The sequence below is a fragment of the Treponema denticola genome, from assembly GCF_024181645.1.
In the GTDB taxonomy this organism is placed as follows: Bacteria; Spirochaetota; Spirochaetia; order Treponematales; family Treponemataceae; genus Treponema_B; species Treponema_B denticola_A.
Genome location: NZ_CP058624.1, coordinates 1 through 21,217, shown reverse-complemented (window position 1 = coordinate 21,217; position 21,217 = coordinate 1). Strand labels below are relative to the sequence as shown.

The 21,217-nt window shown below is 38.8% G+C and carries 16 protein-coding genes and 2 tRNA genes; 13 read left to right on the top strand and 5 right to left on the bottom strand.

Annotated features, from left to right (window positions below):
- Positions 1 to 32: 32 nt before the first annotated feature.
- The 9 genes from HO345_RS00090 (at position 33) to HO345_RS00050 (ending at position 10,147) form a co-directional block, all read left to right on the top strand.
- Positions 33 to 1,868, top strand: a complete 1,836-nt coding sequence (locus HO345_RS00090) for an N-6 DNA methylase (RefSeq protein WP_253683284.1) — start codon at positions 33 to 35, stop codon at positions 1,866 to 1,868.
- Positions 1,855 to 2,607, top strand: coding sequence for a hypothetical protein (locus tag HO345_RS00085; RefSeq protein ID WP_253683283.1), 753 nt, complete (start codon positions 1,855 to 1,857; stop codon positions 2,605 to 2,607). The genes HO345_RS00090 and HO345_RS00085 overlap by 14 nt, the downstream gene beginning before the upstream one ends.
- A gap of 78 nt (positions 2,608 to 2,685) precedes the next feature.
- Complete coding sequence (fabV, locus tag HO345_RS00080; protein ID WP_253683282.1) at positions 2,686 to 3,879, top strand: enoyl-ACP reductase FabV; 1,194 nt, start codon at positions 2,686 to 2,688, stop codon at positions 3,877 to 3,879.
- Between the two features lie 8 nt (positions 3,880 to 3,887).
- Positions 3,888 to 4,907 carry a virulence RhuM family protein gene (locus HO345_RS00075; RefSeq protein ID WP_010694534.1) on the top strand — a complete coding sequence of 340 codons (1,020 nt, stop codon included), beginning with the start codon at positions 3,888 to 3,890 and terminating at the stop codon, positions 4,905 to 4,907.
- Positions 4,908 to 4,916: 9 nt separating this feature from the next.
- The gene (locus tag HO345_RS00070; protein WP_253683281.1) at positions 4,917 to 6,269 is read left to right on the top strand and encodes an ATP-binding protein; all 1,353 of its coding nucleotides are present in this window, start codon (positions 4,917 to 4,919) and stop codon (positions 6,267 to 6,269) included.
- 76 nt (positions 6,270 to 6,345) lie between these two features.
- On the top strand, positions 6,346 to 6,921 hold the full coding sequence (gene accB / locus HO345_RS00065) for an acetyl-CoA carboxylase biotin carboxyl carrier protein (RefSeq protein WP_253683280.1): 576 nt from the start codon (positions 6,346 to 6,348) through the stop codon (positions 6,919 to 6,921).
- Positions 6,922 to 6,931: 10 nt separating this feature from the next.
- A complete protein-coding gene (locus HO345_RS00060) occupies positions 6,932 to 8,251 on the top strand; it encodes an acetyl-CoA carboxylase biotin carboxylase subunit (protein WP_253683279.1) in 1,320 nt (439 codons plus the stop codon).
- Positions 8,252 to 8,426: 175 nt separating this feature from the next.
- A complete protein-coding gene (accD, locus tag HO345_RS00055; protein WP_253680941.1) occupies positions 8,427 to 9,230 on the top strand; it encodes an acetyl-CoA carboxylase, carboxyltransferase subunit beta in 804 nt (267 codons plus the stop codon).
- Positions 9,230 to 10,147 carry an acetyl-CoA carboxylase carboxyltransferase subunit alpha gene (locus HO345_RS00050; RefSeq protein ID WP_253680943.1) on the top strand — a complete coding sequence of 306 codons (918 nt, stop codon included), beginning with the start codon at positions 9,230 to 9,232 and terminating at the stop codon, positions 10,145 to 10,147. The genes accD and HO345_RS00050 overlap by 1 nt, the downstream gene beginning before the upstream one ends.
- Positions 10,148 to 10,338: 191 nt before the next feature.
- Here the strand turns inward: HO345_RS00050 and hutH are convergent, their stop codons facing one another.
- Positions 10,339 to 11,862: a histidine ammonia-lyase gene (hutH, locus tag HO345_RS00045; RefSeq protein WP_253683278.1), complete on the bottom strand. Its 1,524-nt coding sequence runs from the start codon at positions 11,860 to 11,862 to the stop codon at positions 10,339 to 10,341.
- 34 nt (positions 11,863 to 11,896) lie between these two features.
- Entirely contained in the window at positions 11,897 to 12,979 is a 1,083-nt protein-coding gene (locus HO345_RS00040; protein ID WP_253683277.1) for an endonuclease/exonuclease/phosphatase family protein, read from the bottom strand.
- 198 nt (positions 12,980 to 13,177) lie between these two features.
- On the opposite strand from HO345_RS00040, the gene HO345_RS00035 reads away from it, so the two are divergent.
- The 3 genes from HO345_RS00035 to HO345_RS00025 all read left to right on the top strand — a co-directional run bounded on the left by HO345_RS00035 (position 13,178) and on the right by HO345_RS00025 (position 15,130).
- Positions 13,178 to 13,248: transfer RNA gene (locus tag HO345_RS00035), tRNA-Gln, on the top strand.
- Positions 13,249 to 13,263: 15 nt separating this feature from the next.
- A tRNA-Glu gene (locus tag HO345_RS00030) sits at positions 13,264 to 13,335 on the top strand.
- Between the two features lie 85 nt (positions 13,336 to 13,420).
- Positions 13,421 to 15,130: a DUF5312 domain-containing protein gene (locus HO345_RS00025; RefSeq protein ID WP_253683276.1), complete on the top strand. Its 1,710-nt coding sequence runs from the start codon at positions 13,421 to 13,423 to the stop codon at positions 15,128 to 15,130.
- A gap of 2 nt (positions 15,131 to 15,132) precedes the next feature.
- Here HO345_RS00025 and HO345_RS00020 read toward each other — a convergent pair whose 3' ends face one another.
- Together HO345_RS00020 and dnaE are read right to left on the bottom strand one after the other, a co-directional pair.
- Complete coding sequence (locus HO345_RS00020) at positions 15,133 to 15,714, bottom strand: YggT family protein (protein WP_010694516.1); 582 nt, start codon at positions 15,712 to 15,714, stop codon at positions 15,133 to 15,135.
- 39 nt (positions 15,715 to 15,753) lie between these two features.
- Entirely contained in the window at positions 15,754 to 19,203 is a 3,450-nt protein-coding gene (gene dnaE / locus HO345_RS00015) for a DNA polymerase III subunit alpha (RefSeq protein WP_253683275.1), read from the bottom strand.
- 144 nt (positions 19,204 to 19,347) lie between these two features.
- On the opposite strand from dnaE, the gene HO345_RS00010 reads away from it, so the two are divergent.
- Entirely contained in the window at positions 19,348 to 19,803 is a 456-nt protein-coding gene (locus HO345_RS00010; RefSeq protein ID WP_253683274.1) for a hypothetical protein, read from the top strand.
- A 4-nt stretch (positions 19,804 to 19,807) separates the two neighbouring features.
- Here the strand turns inward: HO345_RS00010 and dnaA are convergent, their stop codons facing one another.
- Positions 19,808 to 21,217, bottom strand: a complete 1,410-nt coding sequence (gene dnaA / locus HO345_RS00005; RefSeq protein ID WP_253683273.1) for a chromosomal replication initiator protein DnaA — start codon at positions 21,215 to 21,217, stop codon at positions 19,808 to 19,810.

The following is a 21,217-nucleotide window of genomic DNA, read 5'->3' as shown; positions in this document are numbered from 1 at the left end:
TAAAAATCAAAAATAGAGTATAATTAATTCACATGAATAACTTGAAAACAGCTTTTGCAAAAAAAGATATTCAAAATAGATTTAATATTTCTCTTGCCACTGTAAACAATTGGATAAAAACCGGTGTAATTCCATCGCCTAAAGACGGATATTATACAAAAGATGTATATTCAGCCTTGATAACTTCTATTGAAACAAGTACAAATAGACTACAATCAAGAGCCAATCGCTCATATCAAAATTCTTCAGATCTTATATTTTTAGGAATCAAAGATAAAAAAAGAAAAGAACTTCTTGTAAAACTTATCGAGGAGTTTGAAAACAGTAATCTCTCTATTCAGGAAGCAGTCGCTTGCCTAGGAAAACAAATTCTTATAAACAATAATTTATACGATAAAAACTCAGAAATTTTTACAAAAATAAATAGTATTTACAATGGTAAAAATATTTTCCAAAATTTTCATATAGAAAATAAGAATGATGATATTTTAGGTGCTTTTTATCAATCAGTTCAAAGTATTGCCTGTAAATCAAAAGATGGTTCATTTTACACGCCAGCTGAACTTCTTACTTCAATCGAAATTCCATTGGAAGCAAAAGTGTTAGATCCTTGCTGCGGAAGCGGAAGCATTTTAATCAATACGCTCACAAAGCAGCATAATCCATCAAATATTTATGCCTTTGATATTGATGAAACCGCTCTGTTGATATGTTATATCAATCTTATTATATTTTTTGAAGATGCATTTATTTCTCCTCATATTGAACAGCGTGATTTAATTTTTACGGATACAAATAATTTGTTCAACCAGGATAAGGAAAAATATGATTTTATTGTTACAAATCCGCCGTGGGGAAGTAAACTCTCAAAAGAACAGAAAGATTTTTTGTTAAATACTTATCCGATTTTAGATACAACAGAAGTTTTCAGCATCGCTTTATATAATTCAATGCAAAAATTATCTGAAAAAGGTGAATTAAATTTCTTCCTTCCTGAATCCATATTAAATGTTTCAACTCATAAGAATATTCGAAAATTTTTATTGAACTCTAATCGAAATATAGATATTCTACCATTGGGAATGGCATTTAAAGGAGTCCAATCAGAATGTGTGCTTTTAAAGCTTTCTGAAATTGTAAAAGGTAGTATCAAAATTACTGTTAAAAAAGAAAAAACGAACAAACTCAATATAAATAGTATTTCTGCACCGGATTATTTTATATCTTATAATATTTCTGAAAATGATGATAAAATTTTAAATAAGATTTATTCTGAATATTCCGTAAAACTTCCCACCGATACGAAATTTGCTTTAGGTATTGTAACAGGAAATAATAAAAAATATGTTCACAAAATCAAAGGTGAAAATGAAGAAGCTGTGTTTCGAGGAAAAGATATATTACCGTATAAATTAAAATCACCGGAAACTTTTATAAGTTTTACTCCTGCGATATTTCAACAGGTCGCTCCCGTAGAAATGTACCGTACTAAAAAAATTGTTTATAAATTTATTTCCGATAAAATTGTCTGTGCGTTAGATAGCAATAGCTTAGTTTTAAACAGTGCCAATGTTATTATATCTAATAATTATCCAATGGAAATCTTAGTTTGTTTGTTCAACAGCCCAATCTATTCTTTTATCTATCAGAAAAAATTTAAATCAAAAAAAGTATTAAAACAACACTTTCAAGATTTTCCATTACCTATCTTAAACAATGATCTAATCAAATTATTTTATGATGTATATGCAGACATATTGACAGGTATAAAGAAACAGGAACATGCCGATAAAATCATTTGTTCCTATTTTAAAATATCAGATACCGAATACAATTACATTAAGGAGAGTGTTTATGGAAACACTTGAAAATGAATTGGAACTCTTGATTTCAAAAGTCAAAAACGCTGATAATTTTTGCTCTGAAATTGAAAACATTCAAAATGTATATCCGTTCAATAAATACGAGTACATTATAACAAAACTCGTTGAAGAAAAGATTCTTTCTTATGATGATTATATTGAACTAAGAAATGATTACATCAATAGAAACTTATATCTATATGTTTTTGAAATTTCTGCACCTAGAGGTTTCGGAGATACATGGGGATTCAGTCATTTACTTGCCGTAGAGCCTGAATTAAAACGGCCTTCAAAGAAAATTGATTTGACTTATAAAGGTCTGTATGATTTGTATTTACCGTACATGGGTAAGACTATAAAAATTGAAGTAAAAGGTTCTCGTGCTGTAGATAGAAATAGACCTAATGAGCCTTTGTATATGAAAGCACTTTCTTCTAATTCGACAAAAGATTTTCTTATGAATTTTCAACAAGTAAAACCGACTTGTTGTGATGTCATGCTTTGGTTTGCTGTTTATAGAGATTGTGTTAAATATTGGGTTTTGAAAAATACGGATATATATGATTTAAATTTTTCACCCCAGCATAGAAATGCTGAAACTGCAACTAGAAAAGAAGATTACAAAAAAACTGATATTTACGAAGGACAAGTAATGATTACTCGTGAAAATATTGATTCTATACAGAAATTTCAAGTCGAAGGTCGAGCATTAAGACAAGCAATAATTGAAAAATATGAAGAATAATCGATAATAGTAAATTCAAATAATTGGCATATGATTTTTTTATAAAATATTATATACTATGAGGAATGGAGGTATGATATGATTGTAAAACCTATGGTTAGGAACAATATTTGTCTAAACGCTCATCCGCAAGGATGCAAAAAAGGCGTTGAGGATCAAATAGAGTACACAAAAAAGAGAATTACCACTGAGGTAAAAGCCGGAGCAAAGGCACCTAAAAATGTGCTGGTACTTGGCTGCTCTAACGGTTATGGCCTTGCAAGCCGAATAGCGGCAGCATTCGGCTATGGAGCCGGCACTATCGGCGTTTCCTTTGAAAAGGCCGGAAGCGAAACAAAGTACGGCACACCCGGCTGGTACAACAACCTTGCCTTTGACGAGGCAGCAAAAAGGGAAGGCCTTTATTCCGTAACTATAGACGGAGATGCCTTTTCCGATGAAATCAAGGCACAAGTAATCGAAGAAGCCAAAAAGAAAGGAATTAAATTCGATCTTATAGTTTACAGTTTGGCAAGCCCTGTAAGAACCGATCCCGACACAGGCATAATGCACAAGTCCGTCTTAAAGCCCTTCGGCAAAACCTTTACAGGCAAGACGGTCGATCCCTTTACCGGAGAACTAAAAGAGATCTCCGCCGAACCTGCAAACGATGAAGAAGCCGCTGCAACCGTTAAGGTTATGGGAGGAGAAGACTGGGAACGCTGGATAAATCGGCTTTCAAAGGAAGGCCTTTTAGAAAAAGGCTGCATTACCCTAGCCTATTCCTATATCGGCCCGGAAGCCACGCAGGCCCTCTACCGAAAGGGCACCATAGGAAAAGCGAAAGAACACCTTGAAGCAACAGCCCACCGCCTAAACAAAGAAAACCCGTCAATACGGGCCTTCGTTTCGGTAAACAAGGGCTTGGTAACAAGGGCAAGTGCGGTAATCCCCGTAATTCCTCTATATCTCGCTTCCTTGTTTAAGGTTATGAAAGAAAAAGGAAACCACGAGGGCTGTATCGAACAGATTACCCGCCTTTATGCCGAAAGGCTCTACCGTAAAGACGGCACAATTCCCGTCGATGAAGAAAACAGAATCCGTATTGACGACTGGGAGCTTGAAGAAGATGTTCAAAAGGCAGTTTCAGCTTTAATGGAAAAGGTAACAAGCGAAAACGCCGAAAGCCTAACCGACCTTGCCGGCTACCGCCACGACTTTTTAGCCTCAAACGGCTTTGATGTCGAAGGCATCAACTACGAAGCCGAAGTAGAAAGGTTCGACAGGATTTAAATGAGGTAATGGCAAAAGATATTCAGGTGCGGAACAGTGTCAGCGATTTTCTCATTTTTACTAAGCAAACGGGCGGAGATGGTATACAGGTTCGATTGCATGACGAGAATATTTGGCTGACACAAAAATCGATGGCTCAATTATTTGATTGCTCAATCGATAATATTGCCCTACACTTAAAAAACATATTCAAGTCAGGTGAGTTGGAACAAGTTTCAGTTACCGAGGATTCCTCGGCAACTGCCTCAGATGGTAAATCCTACCGAATGAAATTCTACAATCTTGATGCCATTATTTCCGTAGGATACCGTATTAACTCCGTTCGAGCAACTCAGTTCCGTAAATGGGCAACGGATGTATTAAAACAATTTACCATTAAAGGCTATGTACTTGATAAAACCCGCTTGGAAAACGGACAAATTTTCGATGAAAACTATTTTGACCATCTGCTTGATGAAATAAGAGAAATCCGTGCAAGTGAGCGCAAGTTCTATCAAAAAATAACGGATATTTATGCGACAGCCTCAGATTATTCTCCCAACTCCATAATCTCAAAGACATTTTTTGCAACCGTACAAAATAAGCTGCACTATGCAATTCACGGCTCTACTGCTGCGGAAGTTATTTATACACGAGCCGATCATCAAAAGAAAAACATGGGGCTTACTTCATGGAAAAATTCACCTAAGGGTAAAATATTAAAGAGCGATGTCAGCATTGCAAAAAATTACTTATCCGAAATGGAATTGCAGGATTTAAATCAATTTGTTTCCATGTATTTGGACTATGCTGAACGGCAGGCAAAAAAGAAAATCCCAATGACAATGGAAGACTGGGCTAAAAAACTGGATGTTTTTTTGGAGTTCAACGAAGAAGCTATTTTAAAAGACAAGGGTAAGGTATCGGCAGCGATTGCAAAAAGTTTTGCCGAATCCGAATTTGAAAAATACCGCATCATTCAGGATAAGACCTTTGTTTCCGATTTTGACAAATACTTAGCGGAATTGGAAAATACCATTAGCGGATAATTATAAAATATGGAAGATTATAATAAAGAGTTTAAAATCGATATTCCTAAAAAACAAAGTGCACTTAAAGCTGAAATCGTCTCTTTTTTAAATAGCACCAATGGAGAAATCTATTTAGGAGTTGATGACAGCGGAACTATACATTATGATCTTATAAACGAAAAAAAGAAAGTATGGGAAGAAATACTTTCAAATTGGATTGTAAACGCTTTTAATCCCGATGTAACAAACTTAATATATATCTATCCAAACGAAACTCCCTTTAGAATCAAAATTTTTAAGGGAAAAGAAAGACCTTATTTTTATAAAGACGGAGAAGGCTTTAATACAAAAGGTGTATATGTCAGAGTCAGCAGTACAAAAAGACTTGCAAGTTTTGACGAAATCCAAAGGATGATACGGCAGCATAATCAGCATGATTATGAGCGTTTGTTATGTCATCGGGATGATTTAACCTTTAATTATGTAGAAAATAGATTTAAAGAAAAAGGAGTTCTCTTTGACAAATATGCTCTATCCCTCATCGATAAAGATGACAAATACAATAATGCAGCTCTCTTATTGAGCGACCAAAATCCCACTATCAGTAAATTTGCAGTTTTTCAAGGCACTACGGTAAATGTCTTTTTGGATAAAAAAGAATTTACAGGTTCCATCTTAAAACAATTAGATGATATTCTCTATTTTGCCAATTTATCAAACCGAAAAAAAATCACCATTACCGGAAAACCTGAACGGGATGAATATTTAGATATTCCTGAAAGAGCTCTCAGAGAAGCTATCGTAAACTGTTATTGTCATAGGGATTGGACTTTAAGCGGAGATATAAAAATAGAATTTTACGACGATAGGGTTCAAATTTTTTCTCCCGGCAGCTTGCCTGACGGATTGACATTGGAAAACATAAAAATGGGCATGGTTGCAAAAAGAAATAAAATTATCGTAGATACTCTGGATAAAGCCGATGTTATTGAAAATTATGCTTCGGGTGTACGCAGAATATTTGAAGATTATGCACATTTTAAAAAACAACCCGAATATTATATTTCCGATAACGGGGTAATAGTTACCTTATTCAATCGAAATTATGATATCCAAAATGACGGTCAAAATGACGGTCAAAATGACGGTCAAAATGACGGTCAAAATGACGGTCAAAAAATAAGCACAAAAGATAGACTGGAAAAGATAATAAAATATATAGAAAGCGATAGTGCTATGACAGCAGATAGACTTAAAGACCTTTTAAATGTATCTAAACGGACTATAGAGCGGGATATAGCTAAACTAAGAAAAGATAACAAGATTGAATATATCGGCAGTGCCAAAGACGGACACTGGATTGTAAAAGAACAGGGATAGACACTCTGCCTGTATAAATGATAAAATGACGGCCTTTACGGTTAAATAAATAAAAATAAAACTTTAAGGAGATTTTATGAAAGAAGATTTTATTTTGAAAGTGATAGAAAAGTTTGAAAAAGGCGATGCTGTGGTCTTGCAGATAAAGCAGGACGACTGTGAGCTTATCTTAAAAAAAGAAGGAGCCTTTCCTAAAAAGGAAGCTGCCATTCAGTCAGGTGCGTATGCAGGAGCACAGACAGCCTATCCTATGCCATATCCGGCGATGCCGGCAGGATTTCAATCCGGCCTTTCGGCGGGCATCCAGACAGCTCCGGCAGGAACAACCGGGCAAGCGGCAGCGCCTCAGGCAGCAAGTCCTGCTGCAAAAGAGCCGGCTCAAGCCTCACCCGCAGCTTCATCGGCTCAAAACCTGCTCGAAGTAAAAAGCCCCATTGTCGGAACCTTTTACAGGGCACCGTCTCCCGATTCTCCGCCCTATGTTGAAAAAGGCAGCTCGGTAAAAAAAGGGCAGCCCCTTTGTGTGCTTGAGGCTATGAAGATGATGAATACCCTCGAATGTGAATATGACGGAGTTATAGAGGAAATCTTAGTTTCAAACGGAGACCTTGTAGAATTCGATCAGGTCTTGTTTAAGATAAAGGCTAAGTAGGAAGGTTCCTATGATTAAAAAAATACTTATCGCCAACAGAGGCGAGATAGCCGTGAGGGTTATCCGCTCCTGCCGCGAAATGGGAATAAAAACCGTCGCCGTTTACTCTACGGCGGACAAGGACTGCCTCCATGTACTTTTAGCTGATGAGGCTGTCTGCATAGGCCCGCCCCCCTCGGCTAAAAGCTATCTTAACAGGGAAGCTCTAATCACGGCAGCCCTTTGCACTTCCTGTGAGGCTGTACATCCGGGGGTAGGCTTTTTATCGGAAAACGCAGGTTTTGCCCGAGAGGTAGAAAATGCAGGGCTTTTTTGGATAGGGCCAAAACCCGACACAATCGAAATGCTCGGCGATAAGGTCCGTGCCCGCGAAACAGCCGTAAAAAGCGGCCTTCCCGTAACCCCCGGCTCGGACGGGGCGATAAAAGAATTAGCCGAAGCTAAAAAAACGGCAGAAAAATGCGGCTATCCCGTCATCATCAAGGCAGCCTCAGGCGGCGGCGGAAAAGGGATGCGCATCGTCTATAAAGAATCGGAATTAGCCGAAAACCTAAAAATTGCTTCCGCCGAAGCCGAAGCCAATTTTGCCGACGGCACAGTTTATATCGAAAAATATCTGGTAGATCCGCGCCATGTAGAGCTTCAAATTCTAGGCAATGGAAAAGGAGCCGTTTCCGTTTTGGGTGAAAGGGATTGTTCGGTTCAAAAAAATCATCAAAAGCTGATAGAAGAAAGCCCCTCTCCGGCCGTAAGCGAGGAAATGCGGGAAGCCATGTGTAAGGGAGCTGTCAGCCTTTTTTCTTCCCTTAAATACCGCGGGGCGGGAACAATCGAGTTCCTCGTATCGGGCAATAATTTCTACTTTATGGAAGTAAACGCCCGAATTCAGGTAGAGCATCCAGTTTCGGAGATGATTACCGGCACCGATATAATTGCAGAACAAATCCGTGTTTGTACAGGGGAAAATATGAAGTTTGCCCAAGGAATTTTGCCTACCAAGGGCTGGGCTATCGAAGCCAGAATAAATGCCCGCTCTCCCGGACTTATAAAGAATTTAAGGGTTCCCGGAGGAAACGGAGTGCGTTTTGACAGCTTTTTATATCAAGGCTATTCGGTAGTTCCGTTTTATGACTCGATGACGGCTAAACTCATCGTTCACGGGGCAGACAGGGCTAATGCCATTCAAAAGCTGCTTTGCGCCCTCGATGAGCTTAAAATTGAAGGTATTACCTGCAATATTGAAGAACAAAAGATTATACTTAACTCGAAAAAGTTCAAATCGGGAGTTTTCGGTACAGGGCTCTATGAAGAACTTTTTGGAAATAAGTAAGGAGAGTTGATAAACAGTTCGGCAGGAATTCCGCCTCACTGTTTATCTGACGAGTTTTGTGCTTTGCACAAAACATCGCATTATTGATTGCCGTTTCTCAAAGGTGTTGCGAAACGGCGTAAAAAGTCAAATCGAAAATTGATATTTTCTCATTGACTTTTTATAGGAGACTTAAATGGATTGTCCTAGTTGTAAAGTATCATACGATGAAGAGGTTTTTACAGATAACCTGATGGTTTGTCCTCATTGTAATTGCCATTTACGCATAGAACCGAGGCAAAGGATTACCTATCTGACCGACGAAAATTCGTTTCAAGAGCTGTATCCAAACCTCAAAACATGTAACCCCATCGAAATGGAAGGTTATGAAGAAAAGATTTCGGCGGCCGAAGAAAAAGCGGCCTTAAACGAAGCCGTTATTACAGGCTCTTGTAAGATTAAAGGAAGAGATGCCCTTTTAGCCCTCATGTCCTTTCACTTTATGGGAGGCTCTATGGGCTCCGTTGTAGGCGAAAAAATTTCGCGGCTTATGCTAAAGGGAGCTGCCGAAAGGATACCTGTAATTATCTATGCGACTTCAGGCGGAGCACGAATGCAGGAAGGGCTTTTTTCTTTAATGCAGATGGCCAAAACTTCAAGTGCGGCCGCCGAGTTGGATGAAAAAGGAGTTCCTCTTTTTATAATGCTATGCGACCCGACCACCGGAGGTGTTACGGCAAGTTTTGCAATGCTCGGAGATATAACGGCAGCGGAGCCGGGAGCCCTTATCGGCTTTGCAGGCCCCAGAGTTATCGAAGGCACTATCCGTCAGCAACTGCCCGAAGGCTTTCAGAGGGCGGAATTTCAGTTGGAAAAGGGTTTTGTGGACTGTATAGTGCCGCGCCAAGAGCAAAGGCAATTTTTTGCCCGCATGATTGACGCTCACAGCCTCGGCCTTAAAGAAACCCCGAAAAAGAAAAAGACAGTAGGAGAGAACTAATGAGCGGCGTAGATCAAACAAACTTGTTAAATAATTTAAAGGATATAGCCCAAAAGGCGGGGCTTGATATAAGCGAAGAGCTTGCAAAAATAAATGCAAAACTTGAAAGCTCAACAGCTCTTTCCAAAACATGGGAAAGGGTAGAACTCGCCCGCCACAGCGACAGGCCCAGAACCTTGGACTACATCAACTTGATTTTTGATAATTTTACCGAGCTTCACGGCGATAGATTTTTCGGCGATGACCCTGCCATGATAGGCGGAATAGGCTTTATCGACGGAAGGCCGGTTACGGTAATCGGCACCCAAAAGGGAAGAAACTTGCGCGAAACCATCGACAGGAACGGAGGTATGGCAAACCCTGAAGGCTACCGCAAAGCCATGCGCCTTGCAAAACAGGCCGAAAAATTTAAAAGACCGATTATTACCTTTATCGACACTCAAGGAGCCTACCCCGGCCTTGGTGCCGAAGAAAGAGGAATCGGAGAAGCCATCGCCTTTAACTTGCGGGAATTCAGCCGCCTAAAAACCCCCGTAATCTGCATAATCATAGGCGAAGGAGGTTCCGGCGGAGCCCTAGGCATAGGAGTCGGAGACAAGATTTACATGCTTGAAAATGCTATCTTCTCGGTCATATCCCCGGAAGGATGCGCTTCAATCCTATTGAGGGATTCAAGCAGGGCAAAGGATGCAGCCGCAATGCTTAAAATTACCAGCCAAGAAGTTCTTGATCTAAAGGTTATCAACGGCATCATACCCGAGCCCGAAAAAGGAGCTCACACCGATCCCCAAAAAACCGCAGATGCTATAAAGGAGCAAATCATAAAAGATTTAGACGACCTTACAAAACGCGATCCCGCTGTTTTGGTAAAATACCGAAGCAAAAAGATAAGAAGCATAGGAAAATATTCGGAATAAGCGGAGATTTCTATAAACTAAGCGGTTAAACATAAAAAACGAAAAAAAACCGCAAGGGACACCAAGACCGCAAAGCTGTTGAGAGGCGTACATCAAGTACACTTCTCAACGCGGTAAAGGATCTAGTAACGTCTCTCGTGTCGGCACAATTATCAATTAAACCTTTGCGTCCTCTGCGGTTTCATTTCTTTTTACTTAGCAGCATTTTCAATCATTTCAATGTTTTCATCATTTGAAATAATCTCAAGAGCTTTCATAATGTCGTTATAAAGAATTCGGTCTTCGGTAACCTTGGAGATGTGTTTTCGGATAAGCTTCATCATCTCGCCTGTTCCCTTGCCGTACTTTTTTACTCCCCTTAAATCGCAGGCTTGAGCAGCCGTAAGCCACTCAATAGCAAGAACATGGCGTACGTTTTTAACGATTTCGGTTATTTTTCGGGCAGCGGTTGTTCCCATACTTACATGGTCTTCCTTGTTTCCTGATGAGGTAATGGAGTCAACGCTGGCAGGATGAGCCAATACCTTGTTTTCCGAAACAAGGGAGGCCGCCGTATATTGAGGAATCATAAAGCCTGAATTTACTCCGCCGTTCTCTATTAAGAAGGCGGGAAGACCTCCGTTTAACTGCGGGTTTACAAGACGCTCGATTCGGCGCTCGCTTATGTTTGCAAGCTCGCTGACGGCAATTCCCAAGAAGTCCATAGTAATAGCAATGGGCTGACCGTGGAAGTTTCCGCCTGAAATAACATCTTTATTGTCCGGAAAGACGAGCGGATTATCGGTTACGGCATTGATTTCTACCTCTAAAACCTTGCGCACATAGGCGATAGCATCGGCACTTGCTCCATGAACCTGAGGAACACAGCGAAGGGTATAAGGGTCTTGAACATCATTTTCTCTTGTGTTGATAGAAGAACTGCCCTTTAACATTTTAAGAATAAAGGCGGCCGTATCAATCTGTCCCTTGTGAGGACGGGATTTATGGATTCTTGGGTCGAGGGCTGCGGTAATTCCCCTAAAGGCTTCAAATACCAAGGAGGCTCCCATATTTGCAGCCTTGAGAAGCTGCTCTGCGTCGTGCAGGGCTAAGGCTCCTATACCGGACATTACGGGTGTACCGTTAATTATACCGAGTCCGTCTTTTCCCGAAAGGATGACAGGCTTTAAACCGGCTTTTGCAAGAGCTGCCTTTCCTTCCATCAGCTTGCCTTCATAATAGGCCTTTCCCTCTCCTATCATTACAAGGGCAATGTGGGCGAGGTTTGCCAAGTCGCCGCTTGCTCCTAAAGAACCTTTTTCGGGCACATAGGGCGTTACTCCCTTGTTTAACATATCTACAAGAATATCCGGAACAGCCGGAGTTACTCCCGAAAAACCGCTCGCATGAGTGTTAAGCCTTAGAAGCATTATGGCCCTAACTATGTCTTCGGGAAAGGGATTGCCGACACCGCAGGCATGGCTCAATATTAAGTTCCTCTGCAGAGCACCGTTTTGATCCTTGGTAATGGTTACAGTGGATAATTCTCCAAAGCCGGTCGAAATGCCGTAAGTAGGTTTACCGCTTTTTACGATATCATCTACAATCTTCTTTGAATCTTTGATTCTTTTTTTTGCATCTGCGGACAGCTTTACTTCCGCTCCATGGCGGGCAACAGCTACAACGTCTTCTATTGTTAAACTGCTGCCGGTTACTGTTACTGGTTTTACTTTCATTTTTTGCTCCTTATATTTTTATTTTGAATAAATATCATTTTAAAAGTTTAAATTCTGCAATTACAGGATGATGATCCGAAACTTCAAAATTTAAATCTGTTGTTTTTACTCCGACAATTTCAACATTGGGAGAACATATAAACCCATCTATTATCGTAGTGTAATTTTCTCCTTTAACGTAGGGCTTTTCCAAAAGACGAACCGTCGGTACCGAATTATCAAATCCCCATTTCCAGTCCTTACCGATAAAATCGGCAGGAGAATATTCTATCCATTCAAGAAATTCCTCAGGTGTAGTGTAAGGCATAAAACGATTTTTTTCTACCCCCGGAAAGAGGGAATTCCAATCTCCTCCGGCAATTACCCAATGTCCTTCATTATAAAATTTTAAAGCAAGGTTTCCTAAAAATTCCATCTCCTGTTTTCTTAATACGCCGGCAGCATCGTAAGCTGAAAGATGTAAATTTATTATATAGAGATTTTTCTCCGGAACATCGGTTTTAACTTCAGAAACCAAAAGACAACGCTTTAAGTTGACAGTTTTTAATGGCCATGAAAAGGCTCCGGGAAGCTGAAGTCTTTCTGCATTTTCTATTCCATATTTACTTAAAGTAAAAATACCGCTTTTTACTCTTCCCAAGGGATTCAAAATGGGAGCCGGAACAATCAAGGCATCGTAGTTTGCTGCAAAAACGGAATCATAATCGGTAAAAAAATCAGATAGGGCTTTTTTTTGGTTTATATAAAAGCTGCGTCTTGATTTTACATCGATTTCTTGTAAAAGGTTAAAACTGCAATCTTCTTTTTTAAGGAGTTCTTTTACTTTTCCGAGGTTATTTAATACAGCCTCCTTGCTTCGGGCAATTACGTTTTTTCCGCCGTCATAAAAAAAGTCGTTTTGAGCATCAAGACCGCAATAGCCTATGTTCCAGCTTAAAACCTTCAAAGCCTCATCAGTCTTTAAAAGCTGTTCTTTTGCACTCTTCTTTATATCAGCTTTTTCGACAGCCTTAGGGCGATATTCTGCTATGGTAACAAAAAGGAAAAAAGCGGCAATTAAAAAAAGTAAAATCACTAAGACCATTAGAAGAAAAAGAAACAATTTTCGTGATTTCATTTTAAAGCCCACCTAATATTCAAATTATTCTCCGTATAAAGGATTATACCTCAAAAAAGCAAATTATTCAATTACGGCAGCTAAACATTACATAGCTAAACATAAAAAATGCTTTTTCCAAAGCAGAACTTAAAAAATTTAGCCCAAAAAACCTTATTGACATTTTTTTGATTTGATGATATATTCATGTCCTATTATTCCCCGGTTGTGTAATGGTAGCACCGCAGATTCTGGTTCTGCTTGTGGGGGTTCGAATCCTCCCTGGGGAATTTTTCTATATCTTTGGTCCCTTCGTCTATCGGTTAGGACATGAGATTCTCAATCTTAAAAGACGGGTTCGATTCCCGTAGGGACCGATTTTCCCGTCTATTAAAAAATATCGCAATTAGTATATTTGACACCCTATAGACTTTTTCAAAATTTACGATAATATATAAAGATATGGAAAGAGGTCTATCAACATTTGATCAATTAGTAAAGTCGTTATCCACAGAAGAAACACAAAGCTTACTGGAAAGCATTCAGAACAGTATAGAAGAATTCAGAAGTGAGGCACAACCGGAAGAAAAAGACAGCCTTTCAGAAAGAATCATAGAACACCAGCATGCAGGCATATCAAGCGAACCTTTTTTGATCCGTTTATGGCTTTCTATAAGATCTTTTTTACGGTCAATTCCTTTAAAAGTAATATACAATGAAGAACTCTTAAAAAGAATGGCAAAAAGCCTTAAAAGATCGGCCGGAGCTTATATCAATATAAATCAGAATATCTATACGGGTGTTTTTTACACGGAATTAAAAAATTTACGAAAAACTCAATTATTTTTTACCTCTCTTCTTTCTGCATATGATTCTGGAAAGGGCTCTTTCTATATGCTGGTAAGCTCCTTTGTTGCACCCGCAACCTATGAAAAGCTTATGAAAGAAACAAATCCTTTTTCAATTAAGATAGGCTCGGAAGTTTCCTCAAACATAAGGACAGGTTTTTTAAGAAAAATTGATTCGGTTTTTTCCAATTTAACCGATGACGAAAAAAGTGAAATGTATCTATGCGCTCAAGCCATAGAGTGGATGAAGTCATTTTGCTCTCTGGCATTGGATAGGACCCTGCTAAGGTTTAATGTAATCTCGGATTCAAATGCTTCATGCCAAGCCCTTACAATACAGCCCGAAATGGAAGTCCTCTCATCAATACTTTATTCCAAAAAAAATATACCTCATAATCTCCTGCAAGCCTTATTTTTAATGCATGCACAAGAAACAATAATAGATGATGACAGCAGGATGGTAAAAGAAGCGGACGAATTTATAAAAGACGCTATTGAAGCCCTCGGTGCAATAAGAATCTTTTTAAAACAAGTTCCGCTTCTTGACATTACCCGCTACATCAAAAAAGACATCAATTGGATGCCGTATAAACTAACAGGCGGCGAAGATTGGTTTATTTACTTTAAACAGGCTTGGTATGAGCGCTTTAACCAAAAATGGTCAACTTGGTCATATGAGCAAAAAAAGTTTAATATTAAGGTTCAAATGATTAATCTTTTAAAGGTAGGAGATTTGGAATCCATGAAGTTTTGCCCATGGCGGAATTTATGGGTTGAATGCAAGTTCAAAAAAGAACTACCTTTTTTATTTTTAAAAACATTTTTTTATTCCTTTTACAGCGAAAAACTTTCAAATACACTAAAAACAATTTTGGTAGACGGTAATTTCTACAAACATGAAAATTTAAATGAGTATACAACCTCTTACAATGTGCTTGAACACCGCAAGGGCGAATTTGAAAAGTTTGAAAACCGCTTATCACCCACAGGCGATGTCGGATCAACCTTTGCAAAAATACGTGCAGAAAAGACCGCAACTCTAAAAAATAAAAATCAAATTGAGGGCTTGATGCACACGGTCGAGTCTGAAGCAAAGCAGCTTATAACTTCGAGTATTGATGCTTTAAAATCGATTGAGTTGATTTTAACCGGAATCCTAGGCGGCGGAAAAACAAGCACATATGCAACCATTACAAACTGGGCAGTTATAGCCGGAGTTAATAATGGTCTTTTCCGCGAGGAAGTTGCTGCCGCAAAGGAACAAATACATACAAGCATAAACCTCCTCTCCTTAGCGGAAAAACTTGAGGCCGAAGCTCAATAAGCTCATACAAACCTAAAGTAGGTAAACATTACACTCAAGGATCCTATAAAAGCTCCCAATAAAAAGCGTATAAGAATCAAAACTATTAAGCATACTATTATCTGTTTTCTCAAGCTCATAAATCTTCCGCCGGATAATTTGTGAACTCTAACAAAAACAGGAGACAAAAACCTGTCGAGCATATCTGCAAAATTTCCTTGGCGGTAGTTTTCGGAAAAATCAAGCACCAGCCTGATTATCAATATTATAATAAAGAAATTGAGTAAGAATGAAAAAAATGACCAAACTATACCTACAAGGTTTAATATAATTCCCAAAACTGAAAATGTCCGCATATCTGCAATTTGGAATAACACACCGGAAAAAAGGGATAAAATCCCGATGGCCAAAATAGGCGAAAAATCTACCATTCCGATTTGAGTAAATTTAAACCTTCTAAACCAGCTCAAGTAAGGATCACAAATTTCATAAAGAAAACCGCCTCGTGAATTGGAACCGAACCACGAAAGAAAAATATAAACAATACAAAGGTAAGAATAAATCTTTACTGCAAAACCAAATGTATTAAAAAGTGATGATATCATATAAACCTCTCTACCTATACTTTAATTTAATCATTTTTTTTATTCAAGCCAAATTTGTTCAACCCCGAACTGCATATTTAATTCTTCTATAAATTCCGGAGTTGAAGGAATTCGAATTTGAGGAGAAGCTTTAATTATATAAGCCTTATCCTCATCTTTTACATGAATATAAACCTCGCAATTCCCTGACCGCTCATATAAGAAGTCTTTTAAACCTGTCAATTCTTTTGCCGATGTTATATTTTCATCAAGCTCAATATGAACTTCGCTTAAAGCTTTTTGCTGTAACTTATCAATTTCCAAAACTTCGTCTACCAAAAAGGAATGAGACTCCCCGTCACTGTTATCGATGGAGCCGGCAAAACCGCAGACGGTTTCAGGTAAAAGAACCGCTCTATGTTTTTCCCAAGTCTTTGGAAAAAAAACCAAATCCAATGTTCCGTTTAAGTCTTCAAAGGTTCCGAAACCCATCATCGCACCTTTTTTTGTTTGATGCTGTCTGACTCCTGTAAGCATACCCACAAGGACATATCTTTTTTTTGAGGTAGCACGTGCAAGATGTGAAATATCCAGGGTAGCGGAATTATCTATAACCTTTCGGTATTCATCCAGAGGGTGTCCTGAAATATAAAAGCCCATCAGCTCTTTTTCAAGCCTCAGTTTTTCTTTTTTGGGGAACTCTTCGATTTTTTCAAAAACAAAATCCGAAAACTCTTTTATGCCGGAGCCCTCAAAAAGACTTCCCTGCCCCGTACTTTCGTTTTCTTTTTTTTGGGAAGCGTAAGCAACTGCTGCATCAAGGTTTACCATCAATGTAGAACGTTCCTGCCCCAAGCCGTCAAAACAGCCGGTTTTAATCATAACTTCAAGGTTCCGCTTATTTTGGGTATGCAAATCGTTCCTCTCCAAAAAGTCGATAAACGACTTGTACCTGCCGTTCTTTTCGCGTTCTTCTACAAGTTCGTGAGCCGCCTGCATTCCGACACCCTTGATTCCCAAAAGGCCGAAAATAATATTTCCATCGGAGGAAACGCTAAAATACGGGTCGGACAAATTTACATGAGGGGGAAGAATCTTAAGGCCCATCTTTTCGGCTTCGGCAATGTATTCGGGAAGTTTGTCGGTAGAGGTAATTTCGTTGGTAAGGTTAGCCGCCATAAATTCTGCCGGAAAATGAGCTTTTAGATAAGCAGTCTGAAAGGCTAAAACCGAATAGGCGGCTGCATGGCTCTTATTAAAACCGTAGCCTGCAAAGGGGATAAGAATCTCAAAGATTCTATCGGCATCTTCCCTGCTGAATCCCTTTTCTTGAGCGCCTTTAATAAACTTTTCTTTTTCGGTTTTCATAACCTCGATTTTTTTCTTTCCCATAGCACGGCGAAGTATATCGGCTTGACCTAAAGAGTAGCCCGCTATTCTTTGGGCAACCTGCATAACCTGTTCCTGATAAACGATAACTCCATAGGTTTCGGAAAGTATATCTTCAAGGCAAGGGTCGGGATATTTGATTTTGGAATTATCGAATTTTGACTCGATAAACTGGTTGATATAATCCATAGGCCCCGGACGATACAAGGCGTTTAGAGCAATCAGATCTTCCATTTTGGAGGGCTTTGCACGCTTTAAAATATTTTGCATTCCCTGACTTTCAAACTGGAAAACTGCAGCCGCCAATCCTTCACTCAACATCTTAAAGGTAGCCGCATCCGAATAATCAATATCGCCTATAGAAAATTTTAACCAGTCTCCGCCTCTTTTATGGATTAGGTCTTCGGTATGTTTTATAAGGGTTAAGGTTTTTAAGCCTAAAAAGTCCATCTTTACAAGGCCGCAGTTTTCGATTAAGTCCATTGTAAACTGAGTTGCAACCTTTCCGGTTTTTGAATCCTTGTAAAGCGGAACATAGTCGGTTAAGGCTGTCTTACCTATAACGATGCCCGCAGCATGAAGACTGGAATTACGGTTTCGGCCTTCAAGAGCTATGCTTATTTCAAAAAGCTCTTTATATTGAGGGTCTTCGGCCATTTCTTTTAATTCGGGAACTACATCAACAGCGTATTTTAAGGTAACCTCTTTTATACCGTCCGTTAAGGGTTTTGGAGGTATGAGCTTTGTAATGGCATTTACATCGGCAAGCGGAATATTTAAAACCCGTCCCACATCTTTTACGACAGCCTTAGGTTTTAAGGTTCCGAAGGTAATAATCTGACCGACATTTTCGTCCCCGTATTTTTGACGCACATACTCTATTACCTCCTGTCGCCTTTCAAAGCAAAAGTCTACGTCAAAGTCGGGCATCGAAACCCGTTCGGGATTTAAAAAGCGTTCAAAAAGGAGGTTGTACTTTAGGGGATCTATGTCGGTAATCCGCAAAGAGTATGCAAGGATTGAACCGGCTCCGGAACCGCGCCCCGGGCCTACGGGAACTCCGTTATTTTTTGCCCAGTTTATAAAATCCCAAACAATTAAAAAATAGCCGACAAAGTCCATTTTTATAACTATATCGAGCTCATAGTTAAGTCTGTTCTTTATTTCATCGGTAATAACGGGATAACGCTTTTTTAAGCCTTCCTCAGCCAGATGCCTGATATAGTCTTCCTTTGAGCTAAAATCTTCAGGGATTTTGTATATCGGAAGAATGGGGCCGGGTTGAGGGATTTCCAAATTGCACATTTCAGCAACACGGACAGTGTTCAAAATTGCTTCGGGATATTCGGGGAAGAGTTGAGCCATGTCTTCTCCCGACTTAAAATAAAATTCGCTTCCCTCAAACTGCATGCGGTTAGTATCGGTTCTAAGTTTTTTCATTCCGATACACATTAAAATGTCTTGAGCTATATAATCTTTTTGTTCTACATAATGAATATCGTTGGTCAAAACCAGAGGAACACCGACCTTGCGGGCCATCTCGATTAAAAGTTTGGATGCTTTTTTTTCTTCTTTTAGTCCATGGTCTTGAAGCTCGATAAAATAATTTTCGGCACCGAAAATTTCACGGTATTTTCGGACATGGGCTTCGGCCTTTTCTTTTTCGCCGTTCAATAAAAGAACAGGAAGCTCTCCTGCAAGACAGGCCGACAAGCATATAAGCCCTTCCGAATACTGTGCCAAAAGCTCATCATCGATACGCGGCTTATAATACATGCCCTCAGTATATCCCTTAGAGCAAAGCACCATTAAATTGCGGTATCCTGTTTCGTTCTTTGCCAAGAGAATAAGATGGTAGTATTTTTTTCCTCCCGGAGTTTCTTTTTTTTCAAACCGGCTTTCGGGAGCCACATAAAACTCACAGCCGATTATGGGTTTTATATTTTTTTCTTTACAGGCATTATAAAAATTTATAGCCCCGAACATATTGCCGTGATCGGTCAATGCAAGGGCAGTCTGCCCCAGCTTTTCAGCCTTTGCCGCAAGAGCTTTGACCGAAGCCGCTCCGTCTAAAAGAGAAAAATCGGAATGAACATGAAGATGAACAAAATCGACAGCCATAAGGCTTTAAGACTACCACAAAAATCTCTTTTTTTCAAGACTTGGAAAAAGAAAAACACCCAAGCTGCCAATCGGAATAAAAACCGGATAATTTAAAGTAGAAAAAATATCTTAAAAATGATATTATACCGGGGAGTATTAAATATGAGTATAGATAAATTTATTTACTTAGGTATTCTTGTAATACTTGGAGTTTTTTTTATTATTAAGATGTTTAATCCGCCTTTTGGACCTCAGTATAACTTGAAAACAATTTCTTTTGCCGATAAAAAACTGCCGAAAACAACAGACCTTGGTAAGCATATTTTCGTATCAAGGGCAAAAAATAAATTGATACTGCCTTGGGAGTTTGATTTCTGGACACAAGCCGATTTATTTGAAAATGCCATTGTTCTAAAAAGATATAAAAAAGAAAAAGTTATATTTTTTTATAAACTAAATGCCATTGAACCTATGTTAATTAATTCGCTTTTTACAAAAGATAAATACTTCGGATATAAGCTAAACAGTAAAGATGGCAATGCTACTATTTTAAAAAGTTCGAATTTATGTGATTTAGATATCTTTATCGGTAAACTTTGCTCATTGTTCCAACAATAGATACCTATTTATTAGTATTTTCCTTTATCGTGTTTCTAAGTTCATGTATAATTTTTTCTAAACTTGGGTCGGCAGCAATTTGCTCTTCAATCTTGTTGCAGCCGTGCAAGATGGTCGTGTGGTCCCTGCCTCCGAAGTCGTTACCCAACTCGGTGGTAGAACACTCGGTCATTTCCCTGCAAAGGAACATGGCAATTTGGCGCGGAAACGAAAAGCTCTTGGTTCTTTTTTTACTTTTAATGTCCGAAATCGAAATACTAAAATAATCGGCAACGGTTTTTTGAATGAGGTCGATGGTAACATTCCGTTGGCGGGTTGAACCGAAAATATCTCTTAAAAGATTTTTTGCCGTAGCCTCGTCCATTGTTTTTTTTGTAAGCTCCGTATAGGCGATAAGTTTTGTTAAAGCCGCTTCCAAGTCACGCACATTTGAAGAAACATTTTTTGCAATCATATCAATAAATTCGTTAGGAATTTTTGTGCTGTGTTTTTCCATTTTCTTTAAAAGAATCGCATAGCGTATTTCATAGGCCGGAGTCTGTAAGTCTACATTTAAGCCGCGTTCAAACCTCGATTTTAAACGCTGTGAAAGATTTTTAAGCTCTGCGGGCGGGCGGTCGCACGTAAACACAATCTGCTTATTTTTTTCGTAGAGCTCATTAAAAGTATGAAAAAGCTCTTCTTGAGTTTCTACCTTTCCTTGAAAAAAGTGGATATCGTCTATGAGAAGGACATCAGCCTTTCGGTACTTACTTTTAAAAGCAGGCATCATCTTTTTTTGTACACATTCTACGAATTCGTTTGTAAAATTTTCTGCCGTAACATAAATAACTTTAAGCTTTGTCGTATCCCATATTTTATTTCCTATAGCCTGCATAAGATGGGTTTTTCCCAAGCCTACCCCGCCATAAATCAAAAACGGGTTATAAGCGCTCCCCGGATTTGTAGAAACGGCTATAGCGGCATTTACTCCAAAGTTATTATTCGGGCCTACAACAAAGTCCTCAAAATTATATTCAGGTCTCAGATCGGGATGCTGTCCCCTTCCTCCCTCGGTTTTTACGGATTTTTTCTTGGATTCCGCAGATGTCGGCTTTTCGGCATCTGTTTTTTTATCATTTCCTACCTCATTTTCTACTTTAGAAAGGTCTTCGGAAGTATTTGGTTTGATGATAAAATCTATAGATATTTTTTTACCTGACAGCTCAAACAGTTTTTTTTCGATACTATTCTTATAATTATGAATCATCTGATCTCTAAAAAATTTCGACGGAACACTAAGATATACGGTATTTTCCGTAGATTTTTCATATTTGGACGGTAAAAACCACATAGAAAATATAGAAAAGGCTAATTCTTCCTTAAACTGCTTAACAGCTTCATCCCAAAAAATTTTATAATCCCATTCACTCAT

What these genes read in the sequence shown, in the direction of transcription:
- HO345_RS00090 (WP_253683284.1), top strand. Translation starts at nt 33, where the DNA reads ATGAATAACTTGAAAACAGCTTTTGCAAAAAAAGATATTCAAAATAGA.
- HO345_RS00085 (WP_253683283.1), top strand. Translation starts at nt 1,855, where the DNA reads ATGGAAACACTTGAAAATGAATTGGAACTCTTGATTTCAAAAGTCAAA.
- fabV (WP_253683282.1), top strand. Translation starts at nt 2,686, where the DNA reads ATGATTGTAAAACCTATGGTTAGGAACAATATTTGTCTAAACGCTCAT.
- HO345_RS00075 (WP_010694534.1), top strand. Translation starts at nt 3,888, where the DNA reads ATGGCAAAAGATATTCAGGTGCGGAACAGTGTCAGCGATTTTCTCATT.
- HO345_RS00070 (WP_253683281.1), top strand. Translation starts at nt 4,917, where the DNA reads ATGGAAGATTATAATAAAGAGTTTAAAATCGATATTCCTAAAAAACAA.
- accB (WP_253683280.1), top strand. Translation starts at nt 6,346, where the DNA reads ATGAAAGAAGATTTTATTTTGAAAGTGATAGAAAAGTTTGAAAAAGGC.
- HO345_RS00060 (WP_253683279.1), top strand. Translation starts at nt 6,932, where the DNA reads ATGATTAAAAAAATACTTATCGCCAACAGAGGCGAGATAGCCGTGAGG.
- accD (WP_253680941.1), top strand. Translation starts at nt 8,427, where the DNA reads ATGGATTGTCCTAGTTGTAAAGTATCATACGATGAAGAGGTTTTTACA.
- HO345_RS00050 (WP_253680943.1), top strand. Translation starts at nt 9,230, where the DNA reads ATGAGCGGCGTAGATCAAACAAACTTGTTAAATAATTTAAAGGATATA.
- hutH (WP_253683278.1), bottom strand. Translation starts at nt 11,862, where the DNA reads ATGAAAGTAAAACCAGTAACAGTAACCGGCAGCAGTTTAACAATAGAA.
- HO345_RS00040 (WP_253683277.1), bottom strand. Translation starts at nt 12,979, where the DNA reads ATGAAATCACGAAAATTGTTTCTTTTTCTTCTAATGGTCTTAGTGATT.
- HO345_RS00025 (WP_253683276.1), top strand. Translation starts at nt 13,421, where the DNA reads ATGGAAAGAGGTCTATCAACATTTGATCAATTAGTAAAGTCGTTATCC.
- HO345_RS00020 (WP_010694516.1), bottom strand. Translation starts at nt 15,714, where the DNA reads ATGATATCATCACTTTTTAATACATTTGGTTTTGCAGTAAAGATTTAT.
- dnaE (WP_253683275.1), bottom strand. Translation starts at nt 19,203, where the DNA reads ATGGCTGTCGATTTTGTTCATCTTCATGTTCATTCCGATTTTTCTCTT.
- HO345_RS00010 (WP_253683274.1), top strand. Translation starts at nt 19,348, where the DNA reads ATGAGTATAGATAAATTTATTTACTTAGGTATTCTTGTAATACTTGGA.
- dnaA (WP_253683273.1), bottom strand. Translation starts at nt 21,217, where the DNA reads ATGAGTGAATGGGATTATAAAATTTTTTGGGATGAAGCTGTTAAGCAG.